This is a genomic window from Streptosporangium heterodermiicola (genome assembly GCF_051390675.1).
In the GTDB taxonomy this organism is placed as follows: domain Bacteria; phylum Actinomycetota; class Actinomycetes; order Streptosporangiales; family Streptosporangiaceae; genus Streptosporangium.
On record NZ_JBPJSR010000029.1, the window covers coordinates 66,350 to 88,534 of the forward strand.

Below are 22,185 nucleotides of genomic sequence, written 5' to 3' on the forward strand. Positions count from 1 at the left end.
CCGCCGGGGTGCGGGCGGCCCTTGACCGTACGCGCCTTCCGCAAGTTTTGTGATCTTGAAGTTTCGTGGAACGGTATTTGGAATCCCTGGACAGCGGGAGAAAACAAGCAATAGCCTCGATTTTACTTTCCAGGTGATCTTGCCGTGGCAAGTCGAGGGGACGGGGGCTCCCACTGATCGTCCGGCGGGCGGAGACACACGGAGGGGACGTGAGCGCTCAAGCGGAGGCCGGTGACATGGCGCGCCAGATCGTCGGCGCCCGGCTCCGGCAGCTCCGGCTCCAGTGCAACCTGACCGCCGCCGAGGCCGGCAAGGCCATCCGGGCCAGCGAGTCGAAGATCAGCCGGATGGAGACCGGGCAGCGGGGCTTCCGCCGGGACGACCTGCGCGACCTCTTCACCCTGTACGGCGTCAGGGACCCGTACCAGCAGGAGATGCTGATGTCCGTGGCGTTCGGCGAGCGCACGCCGGGCTGGTGGGACAGCAAGGAGCTCCCGCTGGACGCCGCGGTGGTGATGCGCCTGGAACAGACCGCGGACCTCATCCGCGCCTACCAGCCGTTCGTGATCCCACCGCTCCTGCAGACCCCGGAGTACGCGTCCGCCGCCTACCGGATGAGCCGTTACCCGGCCCCGCCCGTCCACGTCGAGAGAAACGTGGAGCAGCTGCTGCGCCGCCAGAGGGTGCTCGCCGGCGCCGACCGGCCCGTGCTGTGGGCCGTGATCGAGGAGCCCGTGCTGTGGCGGCCGATCACGGGAGTGGACGCGCACATCCGCCAGCTCATCGCGCTCACCGCCTCGGCCCAGATGAAGGGCATCAGCATCCAGGTGAATCCGATGGGCTCACGGTTCGTCCCCGGGTACGGGCCTTTCACGATCTTCCGCCGCGGTTACGGCCGGCCCCAGATGATCGCCGTGCACGGGGAGAGGGACGAGGTCACCGAACGGTCCCTCCGGGAGGAGCACGCCATCACGTTCGACCGGCTCTCGGTCGCGGCCCGCGAGAGTGGCGACACGACGGCGCTCCTGATGAGGATCTGTGACCGCATCCACGTCATGGACGACCCCACACCTCCACCGAAAGGCGCCCAGTGACCCATCCCAGTGACGCATCGCAGGCGAGTGCGGCCCGCATGTATGACGTCATGCTCGGCGGCGAGGAGAACTTCGCGGCGGACCGGGAGGCCGTCAAGATGCTGGTGGCCCACTTCCCGACGGTCCCCGACGCGTGCCGGGCCAACCGCGGGTTCCTGCTGCGGTCCGCCAGGGCCATGGCCGACGCCGGTATCGACCAGTTCCTGGACATCGGCTGCGGTCTGCCCACTCCCCCGAACCTGCACCAGGTCGTGCGGGGGGTCCACCCGGACGCCCGCGTGGTGTACGTCGACAACGACCAGACGGTCGTCACGCACAACCAGTCGACGGTGGACCACTCCGGCGTGCTGACGATCCACGGGGACCTGCGCAGCCCGCGGGAGATCCTCGACCATCCCCGGGTACGGGCCACGCTCGACTTCACCCGGCCGGTCGGCGTGCTCACCGTCGCGGTATGGCATTTCGTCACCGGGAACACCGCGCACGACCTCATGGCCCAGCTGCGTGACGCCCTCGCGCCGGGCAGCTACCTGGGGCTCACCCACGCCTGCTCCGACACGATGCCGGAGGACGAGGCGACCGCCGGGCTGGCGGTGTACGGGCAGACCCGCAATCCGGTGCAGCTCCGCACCATGCGCGAGGTCCGCGAGCTGTTCGAGGGGTTCGAACTCCTCGAACCGGGACTGGTCCTGGCGGCGGACTGGCGTCCCGTCGACGACGACCCGTTCCCCGAGCGCGCCTTCGAGGTCGTCGCCGGCCTCGGCAGGGTCCCGCCGCGCTGAACCACCCGCTGGCGGGGGTCCCGGCGCGCCGAACCGCTCGCCGGCGAGAGGCGGATCCCGTCACGCCGAGCCATCCGCACGGCGAGGGAGGGCCCCGCCGCGCCGAACCGCTCGTGGGGCTGAACCGCCCGTGGGCGAGGGACAGGGCCCGCTCGACCGGGTCCGGCCGGTCAGATGGTCAGCCGGTCAGTCCCTCCGGTCAAGCCTTCCGCTCAGTCCCTCCGCTCAGTCCCTCCGGTCAGTCCTTCCGGTCAGTCCTTCCGGTCAGTCCTTCCGCAGCCCGAGCGTGTCGGCCACGGTCGCCAGCGCGGCCAGGTGCTCGTCGACCGAGCCCAGCCCCGCATTCATGGTGTTGACGGCGAGGTGGGTGGCACCGGCCTCCCGCCACCGGCGGGCCACGTCGCCCACCTCGTCCGCGTCGCCCGCCCAGCTCGCCCGGCCTTCCATGCCGAGCGCCGACGGGTCGCGTCCCGCCTGCACGGCGGCCTCCCCGATCATCGCCCTGGCCTCGTCCAGCTTCGGGCCGGGAGGCACCTGCGGGAACCAGCCGTCGGCCAGCCGTCCGACACGCCGGTACGCCGGGGGCGACTGCGCGCCGAACCAGAGCGGGATCGGCCTTTGCACCGGCAGCGGCGCCAGCCCCGCCCCGGTCACCCGGTCGAAGGTGCCCTCGAAGGTGACCGACCGCTCGGTCCACAGCCGGCGCATCAACTCCACCTGCTCCTCGGCGCGCCTGCCCCGGGTGCCGAAGTCCTGGCCGAGAGCCTCGTACTCGACCTGGTTCCATCCCAGGCCCACACCCAGCCGCAACCGGCCACCGGCGAGCAGGTCGACCTCCGCGGCCTGCTTGGCCACCAGGACGGTCTGCCGCTGGGGCAGGATGATGATCGCGGCGACGAGCTCCAGCGAGGTCAGCGCGGCGAGATACCCGAAGAGGACCATCGGTTCGTGGAACGTCGACTCGATGTCGTAGACGCCCTTCCAGCCCTGGTGAACCTCCGGGTCGGCACCGACGACGTGGTCGTAGGCCATCAGATGCCGGAACCCGAGCTCCTCGGCCCCCTGCGCGTAGGCGCGCACCGCGCCCGCGTCCGCGCCGATCTCGGTCTGCGGAAAGACAACGCCGATCTGCATCCATGACTCCCGTCAACGGTCAGGCGAACTCACCGACCATCATTCCGCGCCCGGCATCGCTCAACCGCGCGCGACACCGTGGCGGCCAGAAACGGCCCGAAACAGCACGATCGGTCCGGCCGTCCCCTGCCCTGAGGCGAGGTCACCGCCACTTCTAGGATGAGCCGCATGGACATTCTCGAACTCGACCGGCGGGCGAGTGACCCCCTGAGGAAGGTCGTCGCCACCGTCGACACCACCGCCACCGCCACCGTCACCGCTGACACCACCGCCACCGACGGCGCACCGGTCTGTCGGCGGCCGGTCATCCACCCCAGACGCGCCCCTCGGCGGACCCCGTGACGGACTTCGGCTTCGTCGCGCTCGGCGACAGTTTCACCGAAGGGGTCGGCGACCCGCTTCCCGACGGCACGTTCCGCGGGTGGGCGGATCTCGTGGCGGCGGACCTCGACGCGCCGGGCTTCGGCTACGCGAACCTGGCCATCCGGGGGCGCAGGTTCGACGACGTCGTCGCGCAGCAGGTCGAGGTGGCGATCGCGATGAGCCCGTCACTCGTCAGCATCGCCGCGGGCGGCAACGACGCGCTGTGGCGCGGCTTCGACCTGACCACGATGCGCGACCGCTTCGACCAGGTGGTCGCCCGCCTGCGCGCGTCGGGCGCGGACGTGGTGCTCTTCACCTTCCCCGACCTGAGCGTCCGGCTCCCGCTGCCCCACGTGTTGCGTCCCCGCATCGTCGCGATGAACGACCTGGTCGCGGAGGTGGCCGGGCGGCACGGGGCCTATCTGGTCGACCTGTTCGGCGACCGGGCGTTCGACGACCACGGGCTGTGGAGCTCCGATCGCCTGCACCTCAACCCGCTGGGCCACCGCCGGGTCGCCGACCAGGTCCTGGCCGCGCTCGGCCGCGCCGCCGCCCCACCCCCGCCCTCTCCCGGACCGCCCGTGCCCAGGCCACCGCTGCTCGCCGACCTCCGCTGGGCCTCGGCGCACCTCACCCCCTGGCTGCGCCGCCGCCTGACGGGCCGCTCCTCCGGTGACGGGGTCCTCCCCAAGCGTCCCGTCCTGACGGGCGGGTTCGAGCCGCCGTCCGGCCCGCCCCCGGACCTGCGGCCCGGCTGAGCGGCCCGCCGAGGGCCGCGTACGACCGGCCGGGGGTCGGCCGGGGGCGGGGGTCGGCCGAGGGCCGCGCACAATCGGGCGGAGGTCGGCCCGGAAGTCGGCCGGGGATAGCGTGATCCGGTGAGATTCGGAGTTCTGGGCCCGCTTTCCGTGTGGGGCGCCGACGGGCGCCCCGTGCGGATCCCCGAGCCGAAGGTCCGCGCGCTCCTCGCCGACCTGCTGGTCCACGAGGGCCGCCCGGTGTCGGCCGACCGGCTCGTGGACGACCTGTGGGGGGCGAGTCCGCCCGGCGATCCGGCCAACACCCTGCAGACGAAGGTCTCCCAGCTCCGCCGCGCCCTGGGCGAGGACGGCCGTGCCCTGGTGGTCCTCCGGCCGACGGGGTACGCGCTCCCCGGCGGCGAGGTGGACGCGCTTGAGTTCGCCGCGCTGCTCGGCCGCGCCCGCGCGAGCGGAGACCTCACCGTGAGGGCCGGGCTGCTGGCGGAGGCGCTCGCGCTCTGGCGCGGGCCCGCCTACGCCGACTTCCGCGACGAGGAATTCGCCCGCGCCGCCGCCACCCGCCTGGAGGAGCGGCGGCTGACCGCGGTGGAGGAGCGGGCGGAGGTACGGCTGGCGCTCGGCGCACACGGCGCACACGGCGAGGGCGGCGAGCACGGCGGGCTCGCCGACGAGCTGGGCGAGGCGGTGGCCGGGCACCCGTTCCGCGAACGCCTGCGCGCCGCTCACCTGCGCGCGCTCTACCGGGCGGGACGGCGGCACGAGGCCCTCGCCGCCTACACCGGGTTCCGCGAGCGGCTCGCCGACGAGCTCGGCCTCAGCCCCGGCCCCGAACTGGCCGATCTCCACCGGGCGATCCTGCGGCAGGCCCCGGAGCTCGCGCCCGTACCCGTATCCGTGCCGCCTGTGCCCGTGTCCGTACCGGCGCCTGTGTCCGTGCCGGTGCCCGTCGCCTCCGCGGCGCGTCCCCGCACGAACCTCCCCGCACCGCTCACCGACCTGGTCGGGCGCCAGGAGAACGTCTCCCGGGTACGCGCGCTGCTCGGCTCCTCCCGGCTGACCACCCTGACCGGCCCCGGAGGGGTCGGCAAGACCCGGCTCGCCCTGGCGGCCGCCACCGGTCTCGCGTTCCCCGACGGCGTGTGGCTGGTCGAGCTGGCCGGCACCACGGGCGCGGTGGCCGAACCGGTCGCCGCCGAGCTGGGCATCCGTGACGAGGGCGGCGGCTCCCGCCCGGGGGTGCCGGCCGCGGACCTGTCACACCGGCTCGCCGGCGCCCTGCGCGGGCAGGAGCTCCTCCTGGTGCTGGACAACTGCGAGCACCTGGTCGAGCAGGCCGCGGACCTGGTGAACCTGCTGCTGCGGACCGCGCCCGGCCTGCGCGTGCTGACCACGAGCCGGGAGCCGCTGGCCATCCCCGGCGAGGCCCTGTACTCGGTCCCCCCTCTCGGCCTCCCCGACGCGGTCCGGCTGTTCACGGCCCGCGCCGCGCCGGGTTTCACCCCGGACGCGGAGAGCGCGCCCTGGGTCGAGGCGATCTGCGCGAGGCTGGACTGCCTGCCGCTCGCCCTGGAGCTGGCCGCCGCCCGCGTACGCGCGCTGGGCGTGCGCGGCGTGGCCGAGCGGCTCGACGACCGTTTCCGCCTGCTCGCCACCGAGGTACGCGGCCTGCCCGCCCGCCAGCGGACCCTGCGGGCGGTGATCGACTGGAGCTGGGAGCAGCTCACCGCACCGCAGCGGGCGGCCCTGTGCGCGCTGGCCGTCCACCCCGGCGGCTGCACGGCGGAGGCGGCCGGGGCGGTCGGCGTCGATCTCGACCTGCTGGACCAGCTGGTGAACAGGTCCATGGTGGTCGCCGACCCGCCGAGATACCGCCTGCTGGAAAGTGTCGCGGCCTACTGTCTCGCGCGCCTCGCCGAGGACGACCCGGTGTTCCGGCTCAGGGACGACCACTACACGGAGCTGGCCCGGCGCGCGCGGCCCCACCTGCACGGCGCCACCCAGCGCGAGTGGCTGCGGCGGCTCGACGACGAGGTGCTCAACCTGCGTGCCGTCACCGGCTCCGAACCCCTGGCCGACGCCCTCGCCTGGTACTGGTACCTGCGCGGCAGGCACGGGGAAGGGCACCGCTACCTCGCGGCGGTGAGCCCGGGGTCGGCGTACGAGGCCGGATTCGCCATGCTCACCGGCGCCGGTCGCGCCGCGCCGGAGAGGTTTCCCGACGCCAGGTCACGCTGGTTCGTGGCGCACGCCTACCTGCACCTCGGCGACGTCGCCTCGGCCGGGCCGCTGCTCGACGAGGCGCTGGCCGAGTTCCGCGCGACCGGCGACCGCTGGGGACAGGCGGCCGCGCTGGCCGACCGGGCCAAACAGGCCATGTTCCAGGGTGACCTCCCCGCCGCCGGGCGGAGCGGCACGGAGAGCATGACGATCTTCGATGAGCTCGGTGACCGGTGGGGGCGGCTGCGGGCCTCCGACATGCTCGCCTACCTTGCGGAGGCCACCGGCGACCACGAGCGGGCCGGCCGGCTGCACCGCGAGGGCCTGCGCGTCGCAGAGGACCTGCGGCTGTGGACCGACGCCTCCTACCGGCTGTCCGGCCTCGGCAGGATCGCCCTGCTGACCGGGGACCTCACCGGCTCGCGGGAGTTCCACGAGCGGGGCCTGCGGCTGGCCGCGGAGCAGTCGAACCGGTTCGCCGAGGAGTTCGCCCGCGTCGGGCTCGGCCTCGTGGCACGGCGTGCCGGTGACCTCGACACCGCCGAGCGGCTCTTCCTCGAATCGCTGGACTGGAACCGGCGGCTGGGGACCGGCCACGGCGTGCCGTTCTACGGGGTGACGCTGATCCTGGCCGAGCTCGGCTTCATCGCCGAGCTGCGCGGCGACGCCGCGCGGGCCAGGGCCCTGCACCTCGAAGGGCTCGCGGCCGCGCACGAGATCGGCGATCCGCGAGCCGTCGCCCTGGCCTGCGAGGGACTGGCCGGGGTCGCGGCGCTTGAGGGCGCGGCCGAGGAGGCCCTGCGGCTGCTGGAGCGGGCGGACGCGCTGCGGGAGTCGGCCGGTGCTCCCCTGCCGCCCACCGAACGCGGCGACGTCGAACGGATCAGGACCGCGCTCGGCACGGGCGGCACCGTACGCCGGTCGGGCGCGTTCCCGCCGGGGTCGCGCCCGGCGTGAGCGACACCGTGCGCCGGTCGTACGCCGGTCGTGCGCGGTTCCGGCCAGGATCGCGTCGCACCCTTCGAACAGGAGCGACGATGCAAGCTCTCATCCACGACCCGGCCGCGCCCCACCGCCTTCGGCTCGGCACCGCCCCCGCCCCGGTGCCCGCGCCCGCCCAGGCGCTGGTCCGGGTGGCCGCCGTCTCGTTCAACTTCGGGGAGATCGCCTTCGGGTCCCCCTCGGAGGAGCCGGGGCACGTCTCGGGGTGGGACGCCGCCGGGGTGGTCGTCCAGGCGGCCGCCGACGGATCCGGACCCGCCGCCGGAACGCGCGTGGTCACCTTCGGCTGGGAGGGCGCCTGGGCCCAGTTGCGTGCCGTGGACACCGCCGACCTGGCCGTCGTACCCGAGGAGGTCGACCTGGGCACGGCCGCCGCGCTCCCGGTCGCCGGGGTCACCGCGCTGCAGGCGGTACGGCGGCTGGGCTCGCTGATCGGCCGCCGGGTGCTGGTCACCGGGGCGTCCGGCGGGGTCGGCCGGTACGCGGTCCAGCTCGCCGCCCGCGCCGGCGCGCACGTCGTCGCCTCCGTCGGTGGCCCCGCCCGCGCCGGGGGCCTGCGCGAACTCGGCGCGGCGGAGATCGTCTTCGGGCCGTCGGGGATGTCGGGCCGGGTGTACGGCGTGCTGGACAACGTCGGCGGCTCGCAGCTGGCGGAGGCCTACAACCGGCTGGAGGACGGCGGCGTCGTCCAGGCCGTCGGCATGGCCTCGCGCGAGCCGACGCTGATCGACTTCGAGGAGGCGCGTACCCGTGTCGACCGGGGCAGGCTGGAGACCTTCAACCTCTCCACCCCGCTCGGCGACGACCTGGCCCACCTCGTGGACCTGCTGCGGAGGGCGGAGCTGGACCCGCAGATCGGCTGGCGGGGCCCGTGGGACAAGGCCGTCGAGGCGGCCGAGGCGTTGCTCGCCCGCCGCGTTCCCGGCAAGGTCGTCCTCGACCTGTGAGGGAACCCGCGACCCGCGGGAGAGCGCGTGACGTGCGAGGAAGTCCGCGACCCGTGAGGGAACCCGCCCACCTTCCCCCCACGCGGTGAAGAATGCCGAACCGACACCGAACTCCGATCACCGACTGTGACGTTTTAACATAATTTGAGTTAATTCTTATCTTTCGCGAGGTATTAGCCCCAAGGACCTTAATTGGGGGCAGGCGATGGCACTCACGAAGGTGGCAACCCGGGACTGGACGCGGCGGAGGACCGCGAAACGCGAGCGGCTGGAAGCGGTGCGTCCCTTCCTCGCGAGTACCTCGACCACCTCGGGCACCTCGGGCCGGGTCCTGGACACCGGGCGGACGCGCGACGCCCTGCAGGCGTTGTTGCGTCCGGGCGACCGGGTGGCGCTGGAGGGCGACAACCAGAAGCAGGCTGACTTCCTCGCCGAGGCGCTGGCCGGGTGCGATCCGAAGGTGGTGCACGACCTCCATCTGCTGATCTCCTCGATCAGCCTGCGCGAGCACCTGGACGTCTTCGAGCGCGGGGTGGCCCACCGTCTCGACTTCTCCTACGCCGGCCCGCAGAGCGTACGCATGGCTCAGCTGCTCGCCGACGGCACGGTCGAGGTCGGCGCGATCCACACCTACGTGGAGCTGTACGCGCGGATGTTCGTCGACCTCACCCCGGACGTCGCGCTGCTCTGCGCCGAGCAGGCCGACCGTGACGGAAACCTCTACACCGGGCCCGGCACCGAGGACACCCCGACCATCGCCGAGGCGACGGCGTTCCACGACGGCGTGGTCCTGGTCCAGGTCAACGAGCTGGTGGACAGGGTCACCCGGGTGGACATCCCCGGCGACTGGGTGGACCTGGTCGTGGAGAGCCCCCGGCCGTTCGCGCTGGAGCCGCTGTTCACCCGGGATCCCCGCCAGATCGGCCAGGTGGAGATCCTGATGGCCATGCTGGCGCTGCGCGGGATCTACGAGCGGCACGGCGTCACCACGCTGAACCACGGGATCGGCTTCGACACCGCGGCGATCGAGCTCATCCTGCCCACGTACGGCGAGGAGCTGGGCCTGCGCGGGAAGATCTGCAGGCACTGGACGCTCAACCCGCACCCGACGCTCATCCCCGCCATCGAGAGCGGCTGGGTCGAGTCGGTGCACTGCTTCGGCGGGGAGCCCGGCACGGAGCGCTACGTCGCCGCCCGCCCGGACGTGTTCTTCACCGGCAGGGACGGGTCGCTGCGGTCGAACCGGGTGCTGTGCCAGCTCGCGGGCCAGTACGCCGTGGACATGTTCATCGGGTCGTCGCTGCAGATCGACGCCGACGCCAACTCCTCGACGGTCACCGAGAGCAGGCTCACCGGTTTCGGCGGGGCGCCCAACATGGGACACGACCCGCACGGCCGCAGGCACCCCTCCCCCGCCTGGCTGAGCCTGCTCACCGGCGAGGCGTCCGCGCCCCGGGGCCGCAAGCTCGTCGCGCAGATTACCCAGACCTTCCGCTCCGGCGGCGTCCCGGCGTTCGTGGAGTCGCTGGACGCGGTCCAGGTGGGCAAGGACGCCGGCATGCCGATCCCGCCGGTCATGATCTACGGCGACGACGTCAGCCACGTGGTGACCGAGGAGGGGGTCGCCTACCTCTGCCGGGCCGCCGGCCCGGCCGAGCGGCGCGAGGCGGTGGCCGCGGTCGCGGGCGCCACCCCGGTCGGCCGCGACATCACCGAACGGCGGGTGGAGGAGTTGCGCCGCGACGGCCTGGTGGCCCTGCCGGAGGACCTCAAGGTCGACGTCCGCAGGGCGGACCGCTCCCTGCTGGCGGCCCGCAGCATCGAGGATCTCGTCGCCTGGTCCGGGGGCCTGTACGATCCGCCCGCCCGGTTCAGGACCTGGTGATCCGCCGATGACCGCTCTCGACGAGACGCTCACGGCGGGGAAACGGACGCCGGCCCTGCTCGCCGATCTGGCCGTCCGGGCACTGCGCCGGGAGGCGTGCCTGAGCCCCAAGCCGGGGCTGGCCGACCGCCGTGGACGCGGCGCGCACGACGACATGGACCTGCCGCTCCTCCTCGCCTCCGCGCGGACGCTGCGCCCCACGTTCCGCGCCCTCGCCGAGGCGGCGGGGCGGACGGCCGCCGGGACCGGGCTCCGGGAGGAGCTGGGCCGGCTCGGCCGCGCGGGCGAGGCGGCCATGCTGCGGACCACGCGCGGGGTGAACACGCATCGCGGGGCGCTGTGGACGCTCGGGCTGCTGGTCGCCACCGCCGCCCGCGCCACCGACGAGCGGGAGGCCGCCGCCCTGGCGGCCCGGCTGGCCGCCCTCCCCGACCGGCACCTCCCGGCGGGGACGCCCTCCCACGGCGAGCGGGCCCGGCTGCGGTACGGGGTGCGCGGTGCCCGCGGGGAGGCCGAGGCCGCCTTCCCGCACGTCGTCGAGGTCGCCCTGCCACGGCTGCGCCGGTCCAGGGCCGCCGGGGTCGCCGAGGAGACGGCCGGGCTGGACGCGTTGCTGGCGGTGATGAGCCTCCTGGACGACACCTGCGTCCTGCACCGGGGCGGCCCCGAGGGCCTGCGCGTCGTACGGTCCGGCGCCGAGCGCGTCCTGGCCGAGGGAGGCGCGGGTACGGCACGCGGCCGCGCGGCCCTCGCCGAGCTGGACGAGCGGTGCGCCGCGCGGCGGCTGTCGCCGGGCGGGAGCGCCGACCTGCTGGCCGCCGCGCTCTTCCTCGACACGGTGCCGTGGCCGGAGCCCGTCACCCGGGCCGGACGGAAGGTGCTCACGTGCAGACGCTGAACTACGAGTTCCCCGCCGACCGGCCGCCCGCCCGGCGAGCGCACGTCGGGGTGGTCGGTTCGGGGGACCTGGAGATCCTGATGACCCCGGAGCCGTCCGCCGTCGCCCGGGTGCGCGTACGCACCAGCGTGGACGGTTTCGACACGGTGTGGCGGACCGTGCTGGAGCGGTTCTTCGCCCGCCACGGGGTCGCCGGGAGCTTCGAGCTCAACGACTTCGGGGCGACACCCGGCGTGGTCACCCTGCGCCTGCGGCAGGCCATCGAGGAGGGCAGGGCATGACGTCACAGGACACCCGGACGGACCGGCCGGACTGGACCGCGTTGCTCTCCCGTACCGGCTTCATAGAGCTGGACGCGCGGGCGCGCGCCGTCGCGCTGCTGGACAGCGGCACCGCCCGCGAGCTGTGCGGCCCCTTCGACCGGATCGAGTCGCCCTGGCTGGAACCCCAGGGTGTCGTCCCGCAGGCCGACGACGGCGTCGTCGTGGTCAAGGGGAGGCTCGGCGGGCGGCCCGCGGTCGTGATCGGCGTCGAGCAGGCCTTCCAGGGCGGCGGCATCGGCGAGGTCTCCGGCGCGAAGATCGCCGCCGCGCTCTCCCTCGCCGCCGCCGACAACCGCGACGGCACCCCGACGTCCGCGATCCTGCTGCTGGAGACCGGGGGTGTACGCCTTCAGGAGGCCAATCTGGGCCTGGCCACGATCGCGGAGGTGTGCTCGGCGCTGCTGGAGCTGCGCGCCCTGCGGCCCGTCGTCGGCGTCGTCGCCGGGGCGCTGGGCTGCTTCGGCGGCATGAGCATCGCCGCCGGGCTGTGCACGAGGCTGATCATGACCAGGGAGGGCCGTCTCGGGCTCGACGGTCCCGAGGTGATCGAGTCCGAGGCGGGCGTCGCCGAGTTCGACGCCTCCGACCACCCGCTGATCTGGTCGATCGACGGCGGCACGCAGCGCGTCGAGACCACGCTGGCCGACGCGCTCGTCCTCGACGACGTCACAGCCGTGCGGTCCGCCGTGATCGACGCGGTGGGGCGGGGCGTGCCCGCCGAGCACCGCTCCCGGCGCGTCGGCGAGCTGCGGGCCCGCCTCCGGGCCGTCGACCCGGCCCACCCGCCGGAGCCCGCCGACCTCGCGGCCGTCTGGGCGAAGGCCCTGGCGCACGAGGCCGCGCTCCGGAAGGCCGTGCCGCGAGAGGCGGTATCGCGGGAGGCCGCGTCACCGGGGGCCGTGTCGGAGCCCGCGGTCCACGGGGCCGCGCCTCGGGAGGCCGTGTCACCGGGGGCCGTACCGTCGGAGGCCACACCGCCAAGGGCCGTGTCGCAGGAGCCCGCAGTTCACGGGGCCGCGCCTCGGGAGGCCGTGGCAGCGACGGCCGCGCCGCATGAGGCCGGAGCGCGGAAAGGTGAGGAGGGACGGGGGGCGAGCCGGGGGCGGAGCTGGACGCGGGCGCTCGCCGACGGCGACGTGCGCGAGGTGGTCCCGTCGGTGATCACGGCGGACGCCGGACTGGGGGGCGACGTCGCCCGCCTGATCGCGGTCGTGCCGGACCCGCGGAGCCCGTACCACCGGGCCCGCGAGGGCGAGGTCGGCCTCCGCGAGGGGCTCGCCCTCGCCGAGGCGGTGACCGAGGTCGTCACCGGCGACGCGCGCCTGCCCGACGACCGCCGCCGCCCGATCGTCGCCGTCGTCGACGTGCCCAGCCAGGCGTACGGGCGCGTCGAGGAGGTGCTCGGCCTCCACCACGCCCTGGCCGTCGCGGTGGACGCCTACGTCCGCGCCCGCGTCGCGGGGCACCCCCTGATCACCCTCATCGTCGGCACGGCGCTGTCCGGCGGATTCCTGGCGCACGGCGCGCAGGCGGATCAGATCCTGGCGCTCGACGATCCCGGCGTGATGGTGCACGCCATGCACAGGAAGGCCGCCGCGAGGGTGACCCGCCGGACCGTCGAGGAGCTCGACGAGCTGGCACGGCGCGTCCCCCCGCTGTCGTACGACATCGCCGACTGGGCGAGGCTCGGCCTGTGCGACGGGCTCCTGGACGTCGAGAACGCCGCCGACCCGACCGGCGCGGACGCGGGGAAGGCGCGGGACGCGCTCACCGCCGCCGTCGAGCGGGCCCGCCACGGCCCCCGTGACCTGAGCGGCCGGCTCACCTCGCCCGCCGCCCGGCGGACCCGGGCGGCCTCCCGCCGCGTCCACGAGGCGCTCGCCGCCCGATGGCGGTGACCGCGCGCCCGCACGACCTGCTGCGGCTCTCCGGAGTCGCCGCACTCGGGGACGTGCCCCCGGGGTGGGTACCCGCGTCGGTCGCCGCCTGCCCGTGGGGCGTCGTGCGGCGGGCACCGCACCCGCCCGGCCTCGTCCCGGTCGGCATCCGCGGGCCCGAGCGGTGGCAGCGCCACGCCGCCCTCGTTCCCCGCGACGCGGTCACCCGCTCCGTACCGCCCGAGGACCTGAGGGAGCGGCGGCCCTGGCTCCCCCTGCTCGCCGTCACCCTCTCCGCCGTCACCCTCCTGCTCGCCGGTGAGCTGGAGGCCGACGCCTCCTGGGGACCGATCGGCGGGGTCGGCTTCGAGCTGGCCACCGGGAAGCCGGTCACCCACCCCGGAAGCGACCTGGACCTGCTGATCCGGGCACCGCGCGGGCTGGACCCGGCACTGGCCACCCGGCTGGCGGCCATCTTCGCCGCCCTGCCCGGCAAGGTCGACTGCCAGCTGGAGACACCGTCCGGCGGTGTCGGCCTCACCGAGTGGGCGCGCACCGGCGGCCCCGTCATGGTCCGTACCGACCACGGCCCGCGCCTGGTGGACGACCCGTGGGCCCCCGGATGAGCGTCGCGTTCCTCTATCCCGGCCAGGGCACCCAGCGGCCCGGGATGCTCCACGACCTGCCCGGCCATCCGGCCGTCACCGCGACCCGCGCCGAGGCCGAGCGGATCCTGCCCGGCTCGTCCACGCGGGACACCCCGGAGGCGCTGGCGTCCACCGTCACCACGCAGGTCGCGCTCTGCGTCGCCGGGGTCGCCGCGACCCGCGCCCTCGCCTGTGAGGGCGCCGTTCCCGACGCCGTGGCCGGGCACTCCGCCGGGGCGTTCCCGGCCGCCGTCGCGGCCGGGGTCCTGACCTTCGCCGAGGCCCTCACGGCCGTACGCCGTCGCGGCGAGCTGATGCGCGACGCCTATCCTCGCGGGTACGGCATGGCCGCCGTTCTCGGGCTGAGCGTGCCCCGGGCCCGGCGGGTGATCGAGTCGGTCACCACCGGCGACGACCCGGCCTATCTCGCCGTCGTCGACACCGACGAGCAGCTCGTGGTCGCCGGGAGCGACCGCGCCCTGGAACGCCTCGGCGCGGCGGCCGGCCGGGCGGGCGCCCGGCGCGTGCGGCGCCTGGACATCGCCGTCCCCTCGCACTGCCCGCTGCTCGGCCACGTCGCCGACGCCATGGCGGACCACCTCGCGGGGATCCCCCGGCGCCCCCTCCGCGTCCCCTACCTGGGCGGCGCGGGGCGTCTCCTGCGCGAGCCCGGCGCCGTCCTCGACGACCTCGCCCGTGGCATCGCCACCACGGTGAGGTGGCGTGACGTCATCGCCCTGCTCGGTGAGCTCGGCACGACCCTGTTCGTCCAGACACCTCCGGGGGACGTCCTCGCCGGGATCGCCCGGGCCGCCCATCCCCGTACCCGGGTCGTCACCCTCGCCGACACCGGCGTCGCCGACGCGGCGCTGCTCACCCGCCGGGACCGGGGGACGGAACGGACGTCTCCGCGGGGCCGGGACGCGGCACGGGGCCACCGGGCGCCGTTCGCCGGAACCTGAAGATCACTCATCACACCGAGGGGGAGAAAGATGAAATCCGCACGCACCCGCCGGCGGTTCAGGGGGATCGCGCCCGCGGTGGCACTCGCCGCCGTCACCGCGTCCGCGACGGCGTCGCCGACGACCGGCGCCCAGACGGCTACGGCTACGGCTACGGCTACGGCTACGGCTACGGCGGTCACAACGACCAGGGCGGCGCTCACGTCACCGGCGATCGCGGCCGAGCCGTTTCCCTGCCGGTCGCCGGGCAACGCCAGGCCCACGGTCGTCATGGTGCACGGCGCCTGGGCGGGCACCTCCAGCTGGGCCGGCGAGGTGGACTCCCTGCACCGGGCGGGGTACGTCGCACGGGCCGTCGCCAACCCGCTCCGGGACCTCACCGGCGACGCCGCGTCCGTCGCCGACTTCCTGAGAACCCTTTCCGGCCCGATCGTGCTCGTCGGGCACTCCTACGGAGGCTCGGTGATCACGAACGCCGCCGCGGACGTCCCGAACGTCAAGGCCCTGGTGTACGTCGACGCGGCGGCGCCCGACGCCGGGGAGACCACCGGCGGGCTCAGCGGCCGGGGCTCCGCGCTCTCCGCGGACCCCGCCTCCCTCTACGACACGGTGTCCTATTCGGGGGCGGCCCGGGGAGCGACGGACCTCTATCTCAAGCGGGACGCCTTCGTCCGCTCGTTCGCCTCGGACCTGCCCCGGGACACCGCCGTACGCCTGTGGGCCTCCCAGCGCCCCGCCTCGACCAGCGCGTTCGCGACGCCGTCGAAGGCCGCGGCGTGGAAGACGATCCCCTCCTGGTATTTCATCAGCACCGGTGACCGGATCATCACCCCGTCCTCGCAGCGGTTCATGGCCCACCGGGCGCGTTCGAAGGTCACCGAGTTCCCCGGTGGCTCGCACCTGACCCTGATATCGCACCCGGAGGCGGTGACGGCGGTGATCGGGTCCGCGATCTGCTCCGTCCGCTAGGCGATACCGGGTCGGGCGGTACCGGGCCACGACGCCGGCGGCACCCGGCGACCGGCGTCGTTCCGCCGCGTGCGAAGCTGACGACGATCGAGGTGTAAACCGGCCGGGAGCGGGGGCACAGTGAAGATCGTCATACCGGGTGGTACCGGACATCTAGGGCTCCTGCTCGCCGATGCCCTCGGACGCGCGGGCCACGAGGTGGTCGTCGTCAGCCGGCGCGCGGACACCCGGGTGCCCGGCGCCCGTACGGTGCCGTGGGACGGGCGGGCCGCCGGGGAGTGGGCGGCCGAGGTCGACGGCGCCGACGCGGTGATCAACCTGGCCGGGCGCAGCGTGAACTGCCGCTACACCGAGTCCAACCTGCGGGAGATGATGGCCTCGCGGGTGGACTCCGCCACCGCCGTGGGGACGGCGATCGCCAAGGCGGCCAGGCCGCCGCGGGTGTGGCTGCAGATGAGCACCGCCACGATCTACGCGCACAGCCACGACCGGGCCAACGACGAGGCGACGGGGGTCATCGGCGGCGCCGAGGAGGGCGTACCGGCCTACTGGGCCTACAGCGTCGACATCGCGCGGCGGTGGGAACGCGCGCTGTCCGAGGCGCCGGTCCCGGGCACCCGAAAGGTCGCGCTGCGCACGAGCATCGTGATGGCCCCCGGCCGGGGCGGGGCGTTCGACCAGTTGTGGCGGATGACCCGATGGGGCCTCGGCGGGCCGGTCGCCGGTGGCCGGCAGTACGTGTCCTGGATCCACGACCGCGACTTCGTCCGGGCGGTCGAGTTCCTGCTGGCCCGCGACGAGCTCTCGGGGCCGGTCAACCTCGCCTCGCCCAACCCGCTGCCGCACCGCGCGTTCATGGCGGGCCTGCGCGACGCGGCGGGCGTGCGGGTGGGGCTGCCCGCCACGAAGTGGATGGCCGAGCTCGGCGCGTTCGCGCTGCGCGGCGACACCGAGCTGCTGCTGAAGAGCCGCCGGGTCGTGCCGGGCCGGCTGCTCGGCGCGGGCTTCGGGTTCGAGGTCCCCGAATGGCCGGAAGCCGCCCGCGAACTGGTGGCCCGGAGCCGTGCCGGGAGGTGACGGCCGACCGGACGGACGGTGGTCCGTGACGGCGGGGGCCGCACGGGAGCGGCCGCCGTCAGCTCCGGCCGCTCGTCGGCGGACTCCTGGGGGCGGGGCCCGCGCGGGAGTGGCCGCCGTGCCGGGCGCTCGCCGGGGTGACGGGTCAGGCCATGTCCCAGAGCAGGCGGTAGTAGGCGACGCGCTCCGGGTCGGGGACGATCCCGTACGCGTCGTACACGACGCCGTCGAATCCCGGGCCGTAGTTCCAGTCCATGCTCCACGCCGCGACCGCGAGGTCCGCCCACCGGTCGGCCACCCCGAGCGACCCCAGGTCGACGTGCGCGGCGAACGTGCCGTCGTCGTGCAGCAGGGTGTTGGGGACGCACGCGTCACCGTGACAGACGACGAGGCGGTCGACGGCGGGCGGCTCGCCGACGCGGGCCCGCGCCTCGGCGAGCCCCAGGTGCCGGTGCTCGGGGAACCGGTCGGCCGGCCCCTCGCCGTCGGCGATGCGCTCGTCGGCGCGGACGAGCCGCCGATCGACACTCCAGTCGTACGGGCACAGGTCCACCGGCAGGGCGTCGTGGAGCAGGCGCAGCCCCCGGCCGATCGCGGCCGCCGCGGTCGCCGGGTGGGCGCTCCAGCGGGGGTCCACCGCCGAGCGGCCGGGAACCTCCGCCGTGACCAGCCACGCGCCGTCGGCGTCCGTGCCGTGCTCGACGACCCTCGGGACGGCCGCCCACCGCCGCGCCCAGATCAGGCGCTCCGCCTCGCCGGGGAGGTCGATCTCCGGGGTGCCGGTGGCGACCCATTTGGCGTATCTGGTGGTGCCGTGCCCGTCTTCGAGGCGGAACGTCAGGCCGCCGAGCTCGTTGCGCCACACCGGGGTGACGGCGTCGCCCCCGGCGAGCGACGCGACGACGGCGGGGACGGCCACGGGGCCGGTCGGGATCTCGGAGATGACGGGACGGCTCATGAGAACCCGATCCTCCCGGGAGTGCGGTGCCGATGACAAATGGGTTTCCGAGCGGGCGAGCCCGCGTGGGTTTCCGAGCCGGCACGGGCCCGGGTGGGGGCCCGAGCCGGAGAGGGGCGGCGGAGAAGCCGGGGGCGTCGTGAAGCCTGATCCGTGATCCCGGCTTTGACCGTTCTTAGGCTGCGGCGCCCGGGGGGTGGGTAGGAACAGGGGAGTTCTCGGGCGCACGGGCCCGGGTCTCTCCCCGGGTATCGCGAGGAGGACCTCATGAGCACGCGACCACAGCGGGCGACGGCGCCCGCCCGGGTGCCGGCCGGTGCCTCCGCCGACGGAGACGGCATCGTCGTCGGTACGGGCCCGGTCACCGTCGACGTCTACGTCGACTTCCTGTGCCCGTACTGCAGGTCGTTCGAGCAGGCGTCCGGACCGGCGCTGAACGCGATGGTGAAGGACCGGACGATCAGCCTGGTGTGTCACCCGACGGGCTTTCTGGACAGGCTGTCGGCCGACCGGTACTCCTCCCGCGCGTCGGCGGCCTCCGGTTGCGCCTCGGACGGCGGGAGGTTCGTCGAGTACACCCGCGCGCTCTTCGCCGGCCAGCCTCCCGAGGGAGGACCGGGACTCACCGACGACGAGCTGATCGAACTCGGCGGCCCGGCCGGGCTCGGCGGCCCGGCGTTCGGCGAGGGCGTACGCGACGGCACCTACCTCGACTGGACCGCCTACGTGACGCGGAAGGCCGTCGAGCGGGGGGTGAGCGCCACGCCGACCGTCCTCGTCGAGGGGATACCCGTGCAGACGGACCCCCAGGCGATCGTGGCCGCCGTCGCCGCCGTCGCCCCCTGACCCGCCCTTCCCGGCCCCGTGCCCCTTCGGCCTTCCCGCCCGCCCCACCCCCGGCTGTTGGCTTCCGGCTCCCGGGTGAGCGGCCGTCATCCTGCTCGTCGTCGACGGCCGCCTGTCCGCGGTCATCGACTTCGGCGGCTCGCCGGCGACGTCCCTCAAGCCCCACCGCTTGCCCAAGAGATTTTGACGTGATGATCAACAGGTGAGGCGGAGCCGGGGCGCCCGCCGTTCCGCGTGGTGCAGTGGGGGCACGGCGCGGCGCCACCGACGGCCGCCGGCGGCCCGACCCGCGCCGCCGGCGTTCCGGCCGCCCGTACCCGGATCCGGTCCTCGGCGACGGTGACGGGTCCGCCGCCGCCGTGCCTCAAGGGGGAGAAACGATGAAAGAGTCCCACCCGGTGAAGGAAACGGTCGAGAAGATCATCGACAGGCTGACCGACGCCGTGTCCGGCAGGCCGTCCGGCGTGATCCCCGGCAAGCCGGGAAGCGTGACACCGTCTCTGGAGGAACCGACCGAACCCCGGCCGCCCGCGGCGCCCGGCCCCGACCAGAGGGGGCCGGATCCGTTCACCCCCACCGGGCAGCCCACCGACGTGCCGCAGGCGGCGCTGGCGCAGGGCGGCGCCTACCTCACGACGGCCCAGGGGGCGCGGCTGGTGGACACCGACCACTCGCTCAAGGCCGGCCCCCGGGGCCCGGTGCTGCTGCAGGACCACCACCTGCGCGAGAAGATCACGCACTTCGACCACGAGCGCATTCCCGAGCGCGTCGTGCACGCCCGCGGGGCCGCCGCGCACGGCGTCTTCCACGCCTACGGCAACGCCTCCGCGGTGACCAGGGCGGCCTTCCTCGCCCAAGGCGCCGAGACCCCGGTCTTCGTACGTTTCTCGACCGTGCTCGGGTCCCGGGGGTCGGCGGACACGGTACGCGACACGCGGGGGTTCGCGACGAAGTTCTACACCGACGAGGGCGTCTTCGACCTGGTGGGCAACAACGTCCCGGTGTTCTTCATCCAGGACGCGATCAAGTTTCCCGACGTCATCCACGCGGCCAAGCCGCACCCGGACCGGGAGATCCCCCAGGCCCAGAGCGCGCACGACACGTTCTGGGACTTCGTGTCTCTGCACACCGAGGCCACCCACCACACCATCTGGAACATGTCCGACCGCGGCATCCCACGCTCGTACCGGACGATGGAGGGCTTCGGCGTCCACACCTTCAGGCTGGTCGACGCCGCCGGGGCGACGACGCTGGTGAAGTTCCACTGGAAGCCCAAGGCGGGGGTGCACTCGCTGCTGTGGGAGGAGGCGCAGCTGATCAGCGGCGTGGACCCGGACTTCCACCGGCGCGACCTGGCCGACGCGATCGAGGCGGGCGCCTACCCGCAGTGGGAGCTGGGCATCCAGGTCTTCCCCGACACCCCCGAGCAGACCTTCGAGGGCATCGACCTGCTGGACGCCACGAAGATCGTGCCGGAGGAGCTGGCACCGGTCCAGCCGATCGGCCTGCTCACCCTGAACGCCAACCCGGGCAACTACTTCGCCGAGACCGAGCAGGTCGCCTTCCACACCGGTCACCTGGTGCCCGGCATCGACGTCACCGACGACCCGCTGCTCGCGGGGCGCATGTTCTCGTACCTGGACACCCAGATCAGCCGGTTGGGCGGCCCCAACTTCGCGCAGATCCCGATCAACCGCACGCACGCCCCGGTCAACGACATGCTGCGCGACGGCCTGCACCAGACGGCGGTGCACTCCGGCGTCGCCCCGTACAAGCCCAACTCCCTGGACGGCGGCTGCCCGTTCTACGCCGGGTCGGAGGAGGGCGGGTACCGGGAGACGCCCGTGCGGATACCCGCGGCGAGCAAGGTGCGTGAGGCCCCGGCGTCGTTCGCCGACCACTTCAGCCAGCCCCGCCGGTTCTGGCTGAGCCTGACCCCGACCGAGCGCGAGCACGTCATCGCCGCCTACACCTTCGAGCTCGGCAAGGTCTACGAGCAGCCGATCAAGGAACGCGCCCTGACGGTGCTGGCCGAGATCGACCCGTACCTGTGCGGGCAGGTGGCCTTGGGCCTGGGCCTGCCGGCACCGGCGCCGGCGGGCCCGCTGCCGTCGGTCGAGCCCAGCGTCGCGCTCTCCCAGCTCGGGCGGACGTGGCCCACCGTCGGCCGGGTCGTCGGCATCGTCGCCGACGAGACCAGCGACCTGGACACCGTCCGCGCCGTCCGCCGGACGATCCTGGACGGCGGCATGGTGCCGCTGGTCATCGCCCCGGCGGGCGGCCTGCTCGGCGCGGGGGGCGCCGACCCCGTCACCGTGCAGCGTACGTTCGCCACGGCCAGGTCCGTCGAGTTCGACGCCCTGCTGCTGGCAGGTGCGCCCGCGCCGGGCAAGGACGCCTACGGCGCCCGCGACGCCAAGGCCGGCAACGGCGCGCTCGGCACCGCGGCGGGCGTCGACCCGCGGGTGCTGCTGATACTCGGCGAGGCGTTCCGCCACGCCAAACCGCTCGGCGGCTGGGGGGACGCCGCGCGGGCGCTCGGCGCCGCGGGAATCGACACCTCGGCGCCCGGCGTGCTCGTCACCGGCGACGGCGGTGGCGCCGGCGGAGACGGCGGAGACGGCGGAGACGGGGTGCTGGAAGGGGTCGTCCGGCTGCTGGGGCAGCACCGGGTCTGGGAACGCTTCCCCCCCGCCGTCGCCATCGCCTGATCCGCATCGGTCTCGCCAGGAACCCGGCATGTGCCCTTGTACGGTCCCTTTCAGACCGGCGTGGCCGGGAAGGGCAGCGGTTCCCGATCGGACGACGAGCCGTGGTCCGGGCCGGGAACGTTCCCGGCCGGGGGGCGCTCGGCCGGGGTGAGGCCGCACAGCCCGGCGACGGTGCCGAGGGGAACGTCTCCGGCGACGGCGCGTACCAGCAGGGTCTCCATCCCGCGCAGCAACGCGTACACCGTGCTCCGGGGCAGGTACGCGGTGTCGGCCAGCAGGTGCAGCTCACAGGCGTCCCTGGCCTGACCGGTGATGAACTGCGCCGTGGTGGCGTCCACGTGCTCCCAGGAGCCGACCACGGAGAAGGTGGTCCGCGCGGTGAGGGCGGCGATCGCGGCCGGATCCCCCGGCGGCTCCACCGCGGGCAGGTCGGGCCAGTCGCCGCCGCCTCGCGTGTCGTTGAAGTAGGCCGACAGGTCGATGGGGCCGCCCCGCTCGCGGCCGAGCTCCTCGCGCATCGCCATCAGCCTCAGCGGTTCGTAGAGCGCGTGGCGGTAGGCGGTCAGCGCCTGGCGGTGCCCGGCCCGGGCGGTCTCGGCCAGAGTGGCGCCCGGGGGCAGTTCGAGGGCGAAGATGCCGTCCTGTGCGGCCGGGCCCACCAACGCGCCGATCCGCGCGTCGTGCCGATTGGCCGCGATCAACTGCATCACCACCCGGCGATGCCCCGTCACC

The 22,185-nt window shown here is 74.4% G+C and carries 19 protein-coding genes; 16 read left to right on the forward strand and 3 right to left on the reverse strand.

The genetic code is table 11. From position 1 onward, the window contains the following. The first annotated feature begins 209 nt into the window (after window positions 1–209). Window positions 210–1,094 carry a helix-turn-helix domain-containing protein gene (locus ACSC1Q_RS38285; RefSeq protein ID WP_436763628.1) on the forward strand — a complete coding sequence of 295 codons (885 nt, stop codon included), beginning with the start codon at window positions 210–212 and terminating at the stop codon, window positions 1,092–1,094. Next, a complete protein-coding gene (locus tag ACSC1Q_RS38290) occupies window positions 1,091–1,876 on the forward strand; it encodes an SAM-dependent methyltransferase (protein ID WP_436763629.1) in 786 nt (261 codons plus the stop codon). The genes ACSC1Q_RS38285 and ACSC1Q_RS38290 overlap by 4 nt, the downstream gene beginning before the upstream one ends. Before the next feature lie 264 nt (window positions 1,877–2,140). Here ACSC1Q_RS38290 and ACSC1Q_RS38295 read toward each other — a convergent pair whose 3' ends face one another. Beyond that, a complete protein-coding gene (locus ACSC1Q_RS38295) occupies window positions 2,141–3,010 on the reverse strand; it encodes an LLM class F420-dependent oxidoreductase (RefSeq protein ID WP_436763630.1) in 870 nt (289 codons plus the stop codon). Window positions 3,011–3,178: 168 nt separating this feature from the next. Here ACSC1Q_RS38295 and ACSC1Q_RS38300 point away from each other — a divergent pair, with 168 nt between their 5' ends. The 12 genes from ACSC1Q_RS38300 (at window position 3,179) to ACSC1Q_RS38355 (ending at window position 16,938) form a co-directional block, all read left to right on the forward strand. Further along, window positions 3,179–3,352, forward strand: coding sequence for a hypothetical protein (locus ACSC1Q_RS38300; protein WP_436763631.1), 174 nt, complete (start codon window positions 3,179–3,181; stop codon window positions 3,350–3,352). After that, window positions 3,349–4,131, forward strand: a complete 783-nt coding sequence (locus ACSC1Q_RS38305; RefSeq protein ID WP_436763632.1) for an SGNH/GDSL hydrolase family protein — start codon at window positions 3,349–3,351, stop codon at window positions 4,129–4,131. The genes ACSC1Q_RS38300 and ACSC1Q_RS38305 overlap by 4 nt, the downstream gene beginning before the upstream one ends. A gap of 120 nt (window positions 4,132–4,251) precedes the next feature. Further along, complete coding sequence (locus ACSC1Q_RS38310) at window positions 4,252–7,308, forward strand: AfsR/SARP family transcriptional regulator (RefSeq protein WP_436763633.1); 3,057 nt, start codon at window positions 4,252–4,254, stop codon at window positions 7,306–7,308. An 80-nt stretch (window positions 7,309–7,388) separates the two neighbouring features. Next, window positions 7,389–8,300, forward strand: a complete 912-nt coding sequence (locus ACSC1Q_RS38315; RefSeq protein ID WP_436763634.1) for a zinc-binding dehydrogenase — start codon at window positions 7,389–7,391, stop codon at window positions 8,298–8,300. 205 nt (window positions 8,301–8,505) lie between these two features. After that, window positions 8,506–10,185 carry a malonate decarboxylase subunit alpha gene (mdcA, locus tag ACSC1Q_RS38320; protein ID WP_436763635.1) on the forward strand — a complete coding sequence of 560 codons (1,680 nt, stop codon included), beginning with the start codon at window positions 8,506–8,508 and terminating at the stop codon, window positions 10,183–10,185. A gap of 7 nt (window positions 10,186–10,192) precedes the next feature. Then, window positions 10,193–11,083 (forward strand): triphosphoribosyl-dephospho-CoA synthase, encoded by an 891-nt coding sequence (locus ACSC1Q_RS38325; protein WP_436763636.1) that lies wholly within the window; start codon window positions 10,193–10,195, stop codon window positions 11,081–11,083. Further along, entirely contained in the window at window positions 11,071–11,364 is a 294-nt protein-coding gene (locus ACSC1Q_RS38330) for a malonate decarboxylase subunit delta (RefSeq protein WP_436763637.1), read from the forward strand. Before ACSC1Q_RS38325 ends, ACSC1Q_RS38330 begins: the two co-directional genes overlap by 13 nt. Beyond that, window positions 11,361–13,304, forward strand: a complete 1,944-nt coding sequence (locus ACSC1Q_RS38335) for a biotin-independent malonate decarboxylase subunit beta (RefSeq protein ID WP_436763638.1) — start codon at window positions 11,361–11,363, stop codon at window positions 13,302–13,304. The genes ACSC1Q_RS38330 and ACSC1Q_RS38335 overlap by 4 nt, the downstream gene beginning before the upstream one ends. Next, on the forward strand, window positions 13,295–13,909 hold the full coding sequence (locus tag ACSC1Q_RS38340) for a malonate decarboxylase holo-ACP synthase (protein WP_436763639.1): 615 nt from the start codon (window positions 13,295–13,297) through the stop codon (window positions 13,907–13,909). Before ACSC1Q_RS38335 ends, ACSC1Q_RS38340 begins: the two co-directional genes overlap by 10 nt. Continuing rightward, complete coding sequence (locus tag ACSC1Q_RS38345) at window positions 13,906–14,892, forward strand: acyltransferase domain-containing protein (RefSeq protein WP_436763640.1); 987 nt, start codon at window positions 13,906–13,908, stop codon at window positions 14,890–14,892. Before ACSC1Q_RS38340 ends, ACSC1Q_RS38345 begins: the two co-directional genes overlap by 4 nt. 30 nt (window positions 14,893–14,922) lie before the next feature. Further along, window positions 14,923–15,861 (forward strand): alpha/beta fold hydrolase, encoded by a 939-nt coding sequence (locus ACSC1Q_RS38350; protein ID WP_436763641.1) that lies wholly within the window; start codon window positions 14,923–14,925, stop codon window positions 15,859–15,861. A gap of 120 nt (window positions 15,862–15,981) precedes the next feature. Continuing rightward, window positions 15,982–16,938 carry an epimerase gene (locus ACSC1Q_RS38355; protein WP_436763642.1) on the forward strand — a complete coding sequence of 319 codons (957 nt, stop codon included), beginning with the start codon at window positions 15,982–15,984 and terminating at the stop codon, window positions 16,936–16,938. A 145-nt stretch (window positions 16,939–17,083) separates the two neighbouring features. Here ACSC1Q_RS38355 and ACSC1Q_RS38360 read toward each other — a convergent pair whose 3' ends face one another. Then, the gene (locus tag ACSC1Q_RS38360; protein WP_436763643.1) at window positions 17,084–17,896 is read right to left on the reverse strand and encodes an aminoglycoside 3'-phosphotransferase; all 813 of its coding nucleotides are present in this window, start codon (window positions 17,894–17,896) and stop codon (window positions 17,084–17,086) included. Window positions 17,897–18,163: 267 nt separating this feature from the next. Here ACSC1Q_RS38360 and ACSC1Q_RS38365 point away from each other — a divergent pair, with 267 nt between their 5' ends. After that, complete coding sequence (locus tag ACSC1Q_RS38365; protein ID WP_436763644.1) at window positions 18,164–18,742, forward strand: DsbA family protein; 579 nt, start codon at window positions 18,164–18,166, stop codon at window positions 18,740–18,742. A gap of 380 nt (window positions 18,743–19,122) precedes the next feature. Continuing rightward, entirely contained in the window at window positions 19,123–21,453 is a 2,331-nt protein-coding gene (locus tag ACSC1Q_RS38370) for a catalase (protein WP_436763645.1), read from the forward strand. A gap of 50 nt (window positions 21,454–21,503) precedes the next feature. On the opposite strand, the gene ACSC1Q_RS38375 is transcribed toward ACSC1Q_RS38370, so the two are convergent. After that, a partial coding sequence (locus tag ACSC1Q_RS38375; protein WP_436763646.1) for a hypothetical protein occupies window positions 21,504–22,185 on the reverse strand: 682 nt, incomplete at its 5' end.

Excerpts from the sequence above, each read along its gene's own strand:
- ACSC1Q_RS38325 (WP_436763636.1), top strand. The coding sequence starts at position 10,193 with ATGACCGCTCTCGACGAGACGCTCACGGCGGGGAAACGGACGCCGGCC.
- ACSC1Q_RS38370 (WP_436763645.1), top strand. The coding sequence starts at position 19,123 with ATGAAAGAGTCCCACCCGGTGAAGGAAACGGTCGAGAAGATCATCGAC.
- ACSC1Q_RS38360 (WP_436763643.1), bottom strand. The coding sequence starts at position 17,896 with ATGAGCCGTCCCGTCATCTCCGAGATCCCGACCGGCCCCGTGGCCGTC.
- ACSC1Q_RS38365 (WP_436763644.1), top strand. The coding sequence starts at position 18,164 with ATGAGCACGCGACCACAGCGGGCGACGGCGCCCGCCCGGGTGCCGGCC.
- ACSC1Q_RS38295 (WP_436763630.1), bottom strand. The coding sequence starts at position 3,010 with ATGCAGATCGGCGTTGTCTTTCCGCAGACCGAGATCGGCGCGGACGCG.
- ACSC1Q_RS38350 (WP_436763641.1), top strand. The coding sequence starts at position 14,923 with ATGAAATCCGCACGCACCCGCCGGCGGTTCAGGGGGATCGCGCCCGCG.
- ACSC1Q_RS38340 (WP_436763639.1), top strand. The coding sequence starts at position 13,295 with ATGGCGGTGACCGCGCGCCCGCACGACCTGCTGCGGCTCTCCGGAGTC.
- ACSC1Q_RS38315 (WP_436763634.1), top strand. The coding sequence starts at position 7,389 with ATGCAAGCTCTCATCCACGACCCGGCCGCGCCCCACCGCCTTCGGCTC.
- mdcA (WP_436763635.1), top strand. The coding sequence starts at position 8,506 with ATGGCACTCACGAAGGTGGCAACCCGGGACTGGACGCGGCGGAGGACC.
- ACSC1Q_RS38335 (WP_436763638.1), top strand. The coding sequence starts at position 11,361 with ATGACGTCACAGGACACCCGGACGGACCGGCCGGACTGGACCGCGTTG.
- ACSC1Q_RS38345 (WP_436763640.1), top strand. The coding sequence starts at position 13,906 with ATGAGCGTCGCGTTCCTCTATCCCGGCCAGGGCACCCAGCGGCCCGGG.
- ACSC1Q_RS38300 (WP_436763631.1), top strand. The coding sequence starts at position 3,179 with ATGGACATTCTCGAACTCGACCGGCGGGCGAGTGACCCCCTGAGGAAG.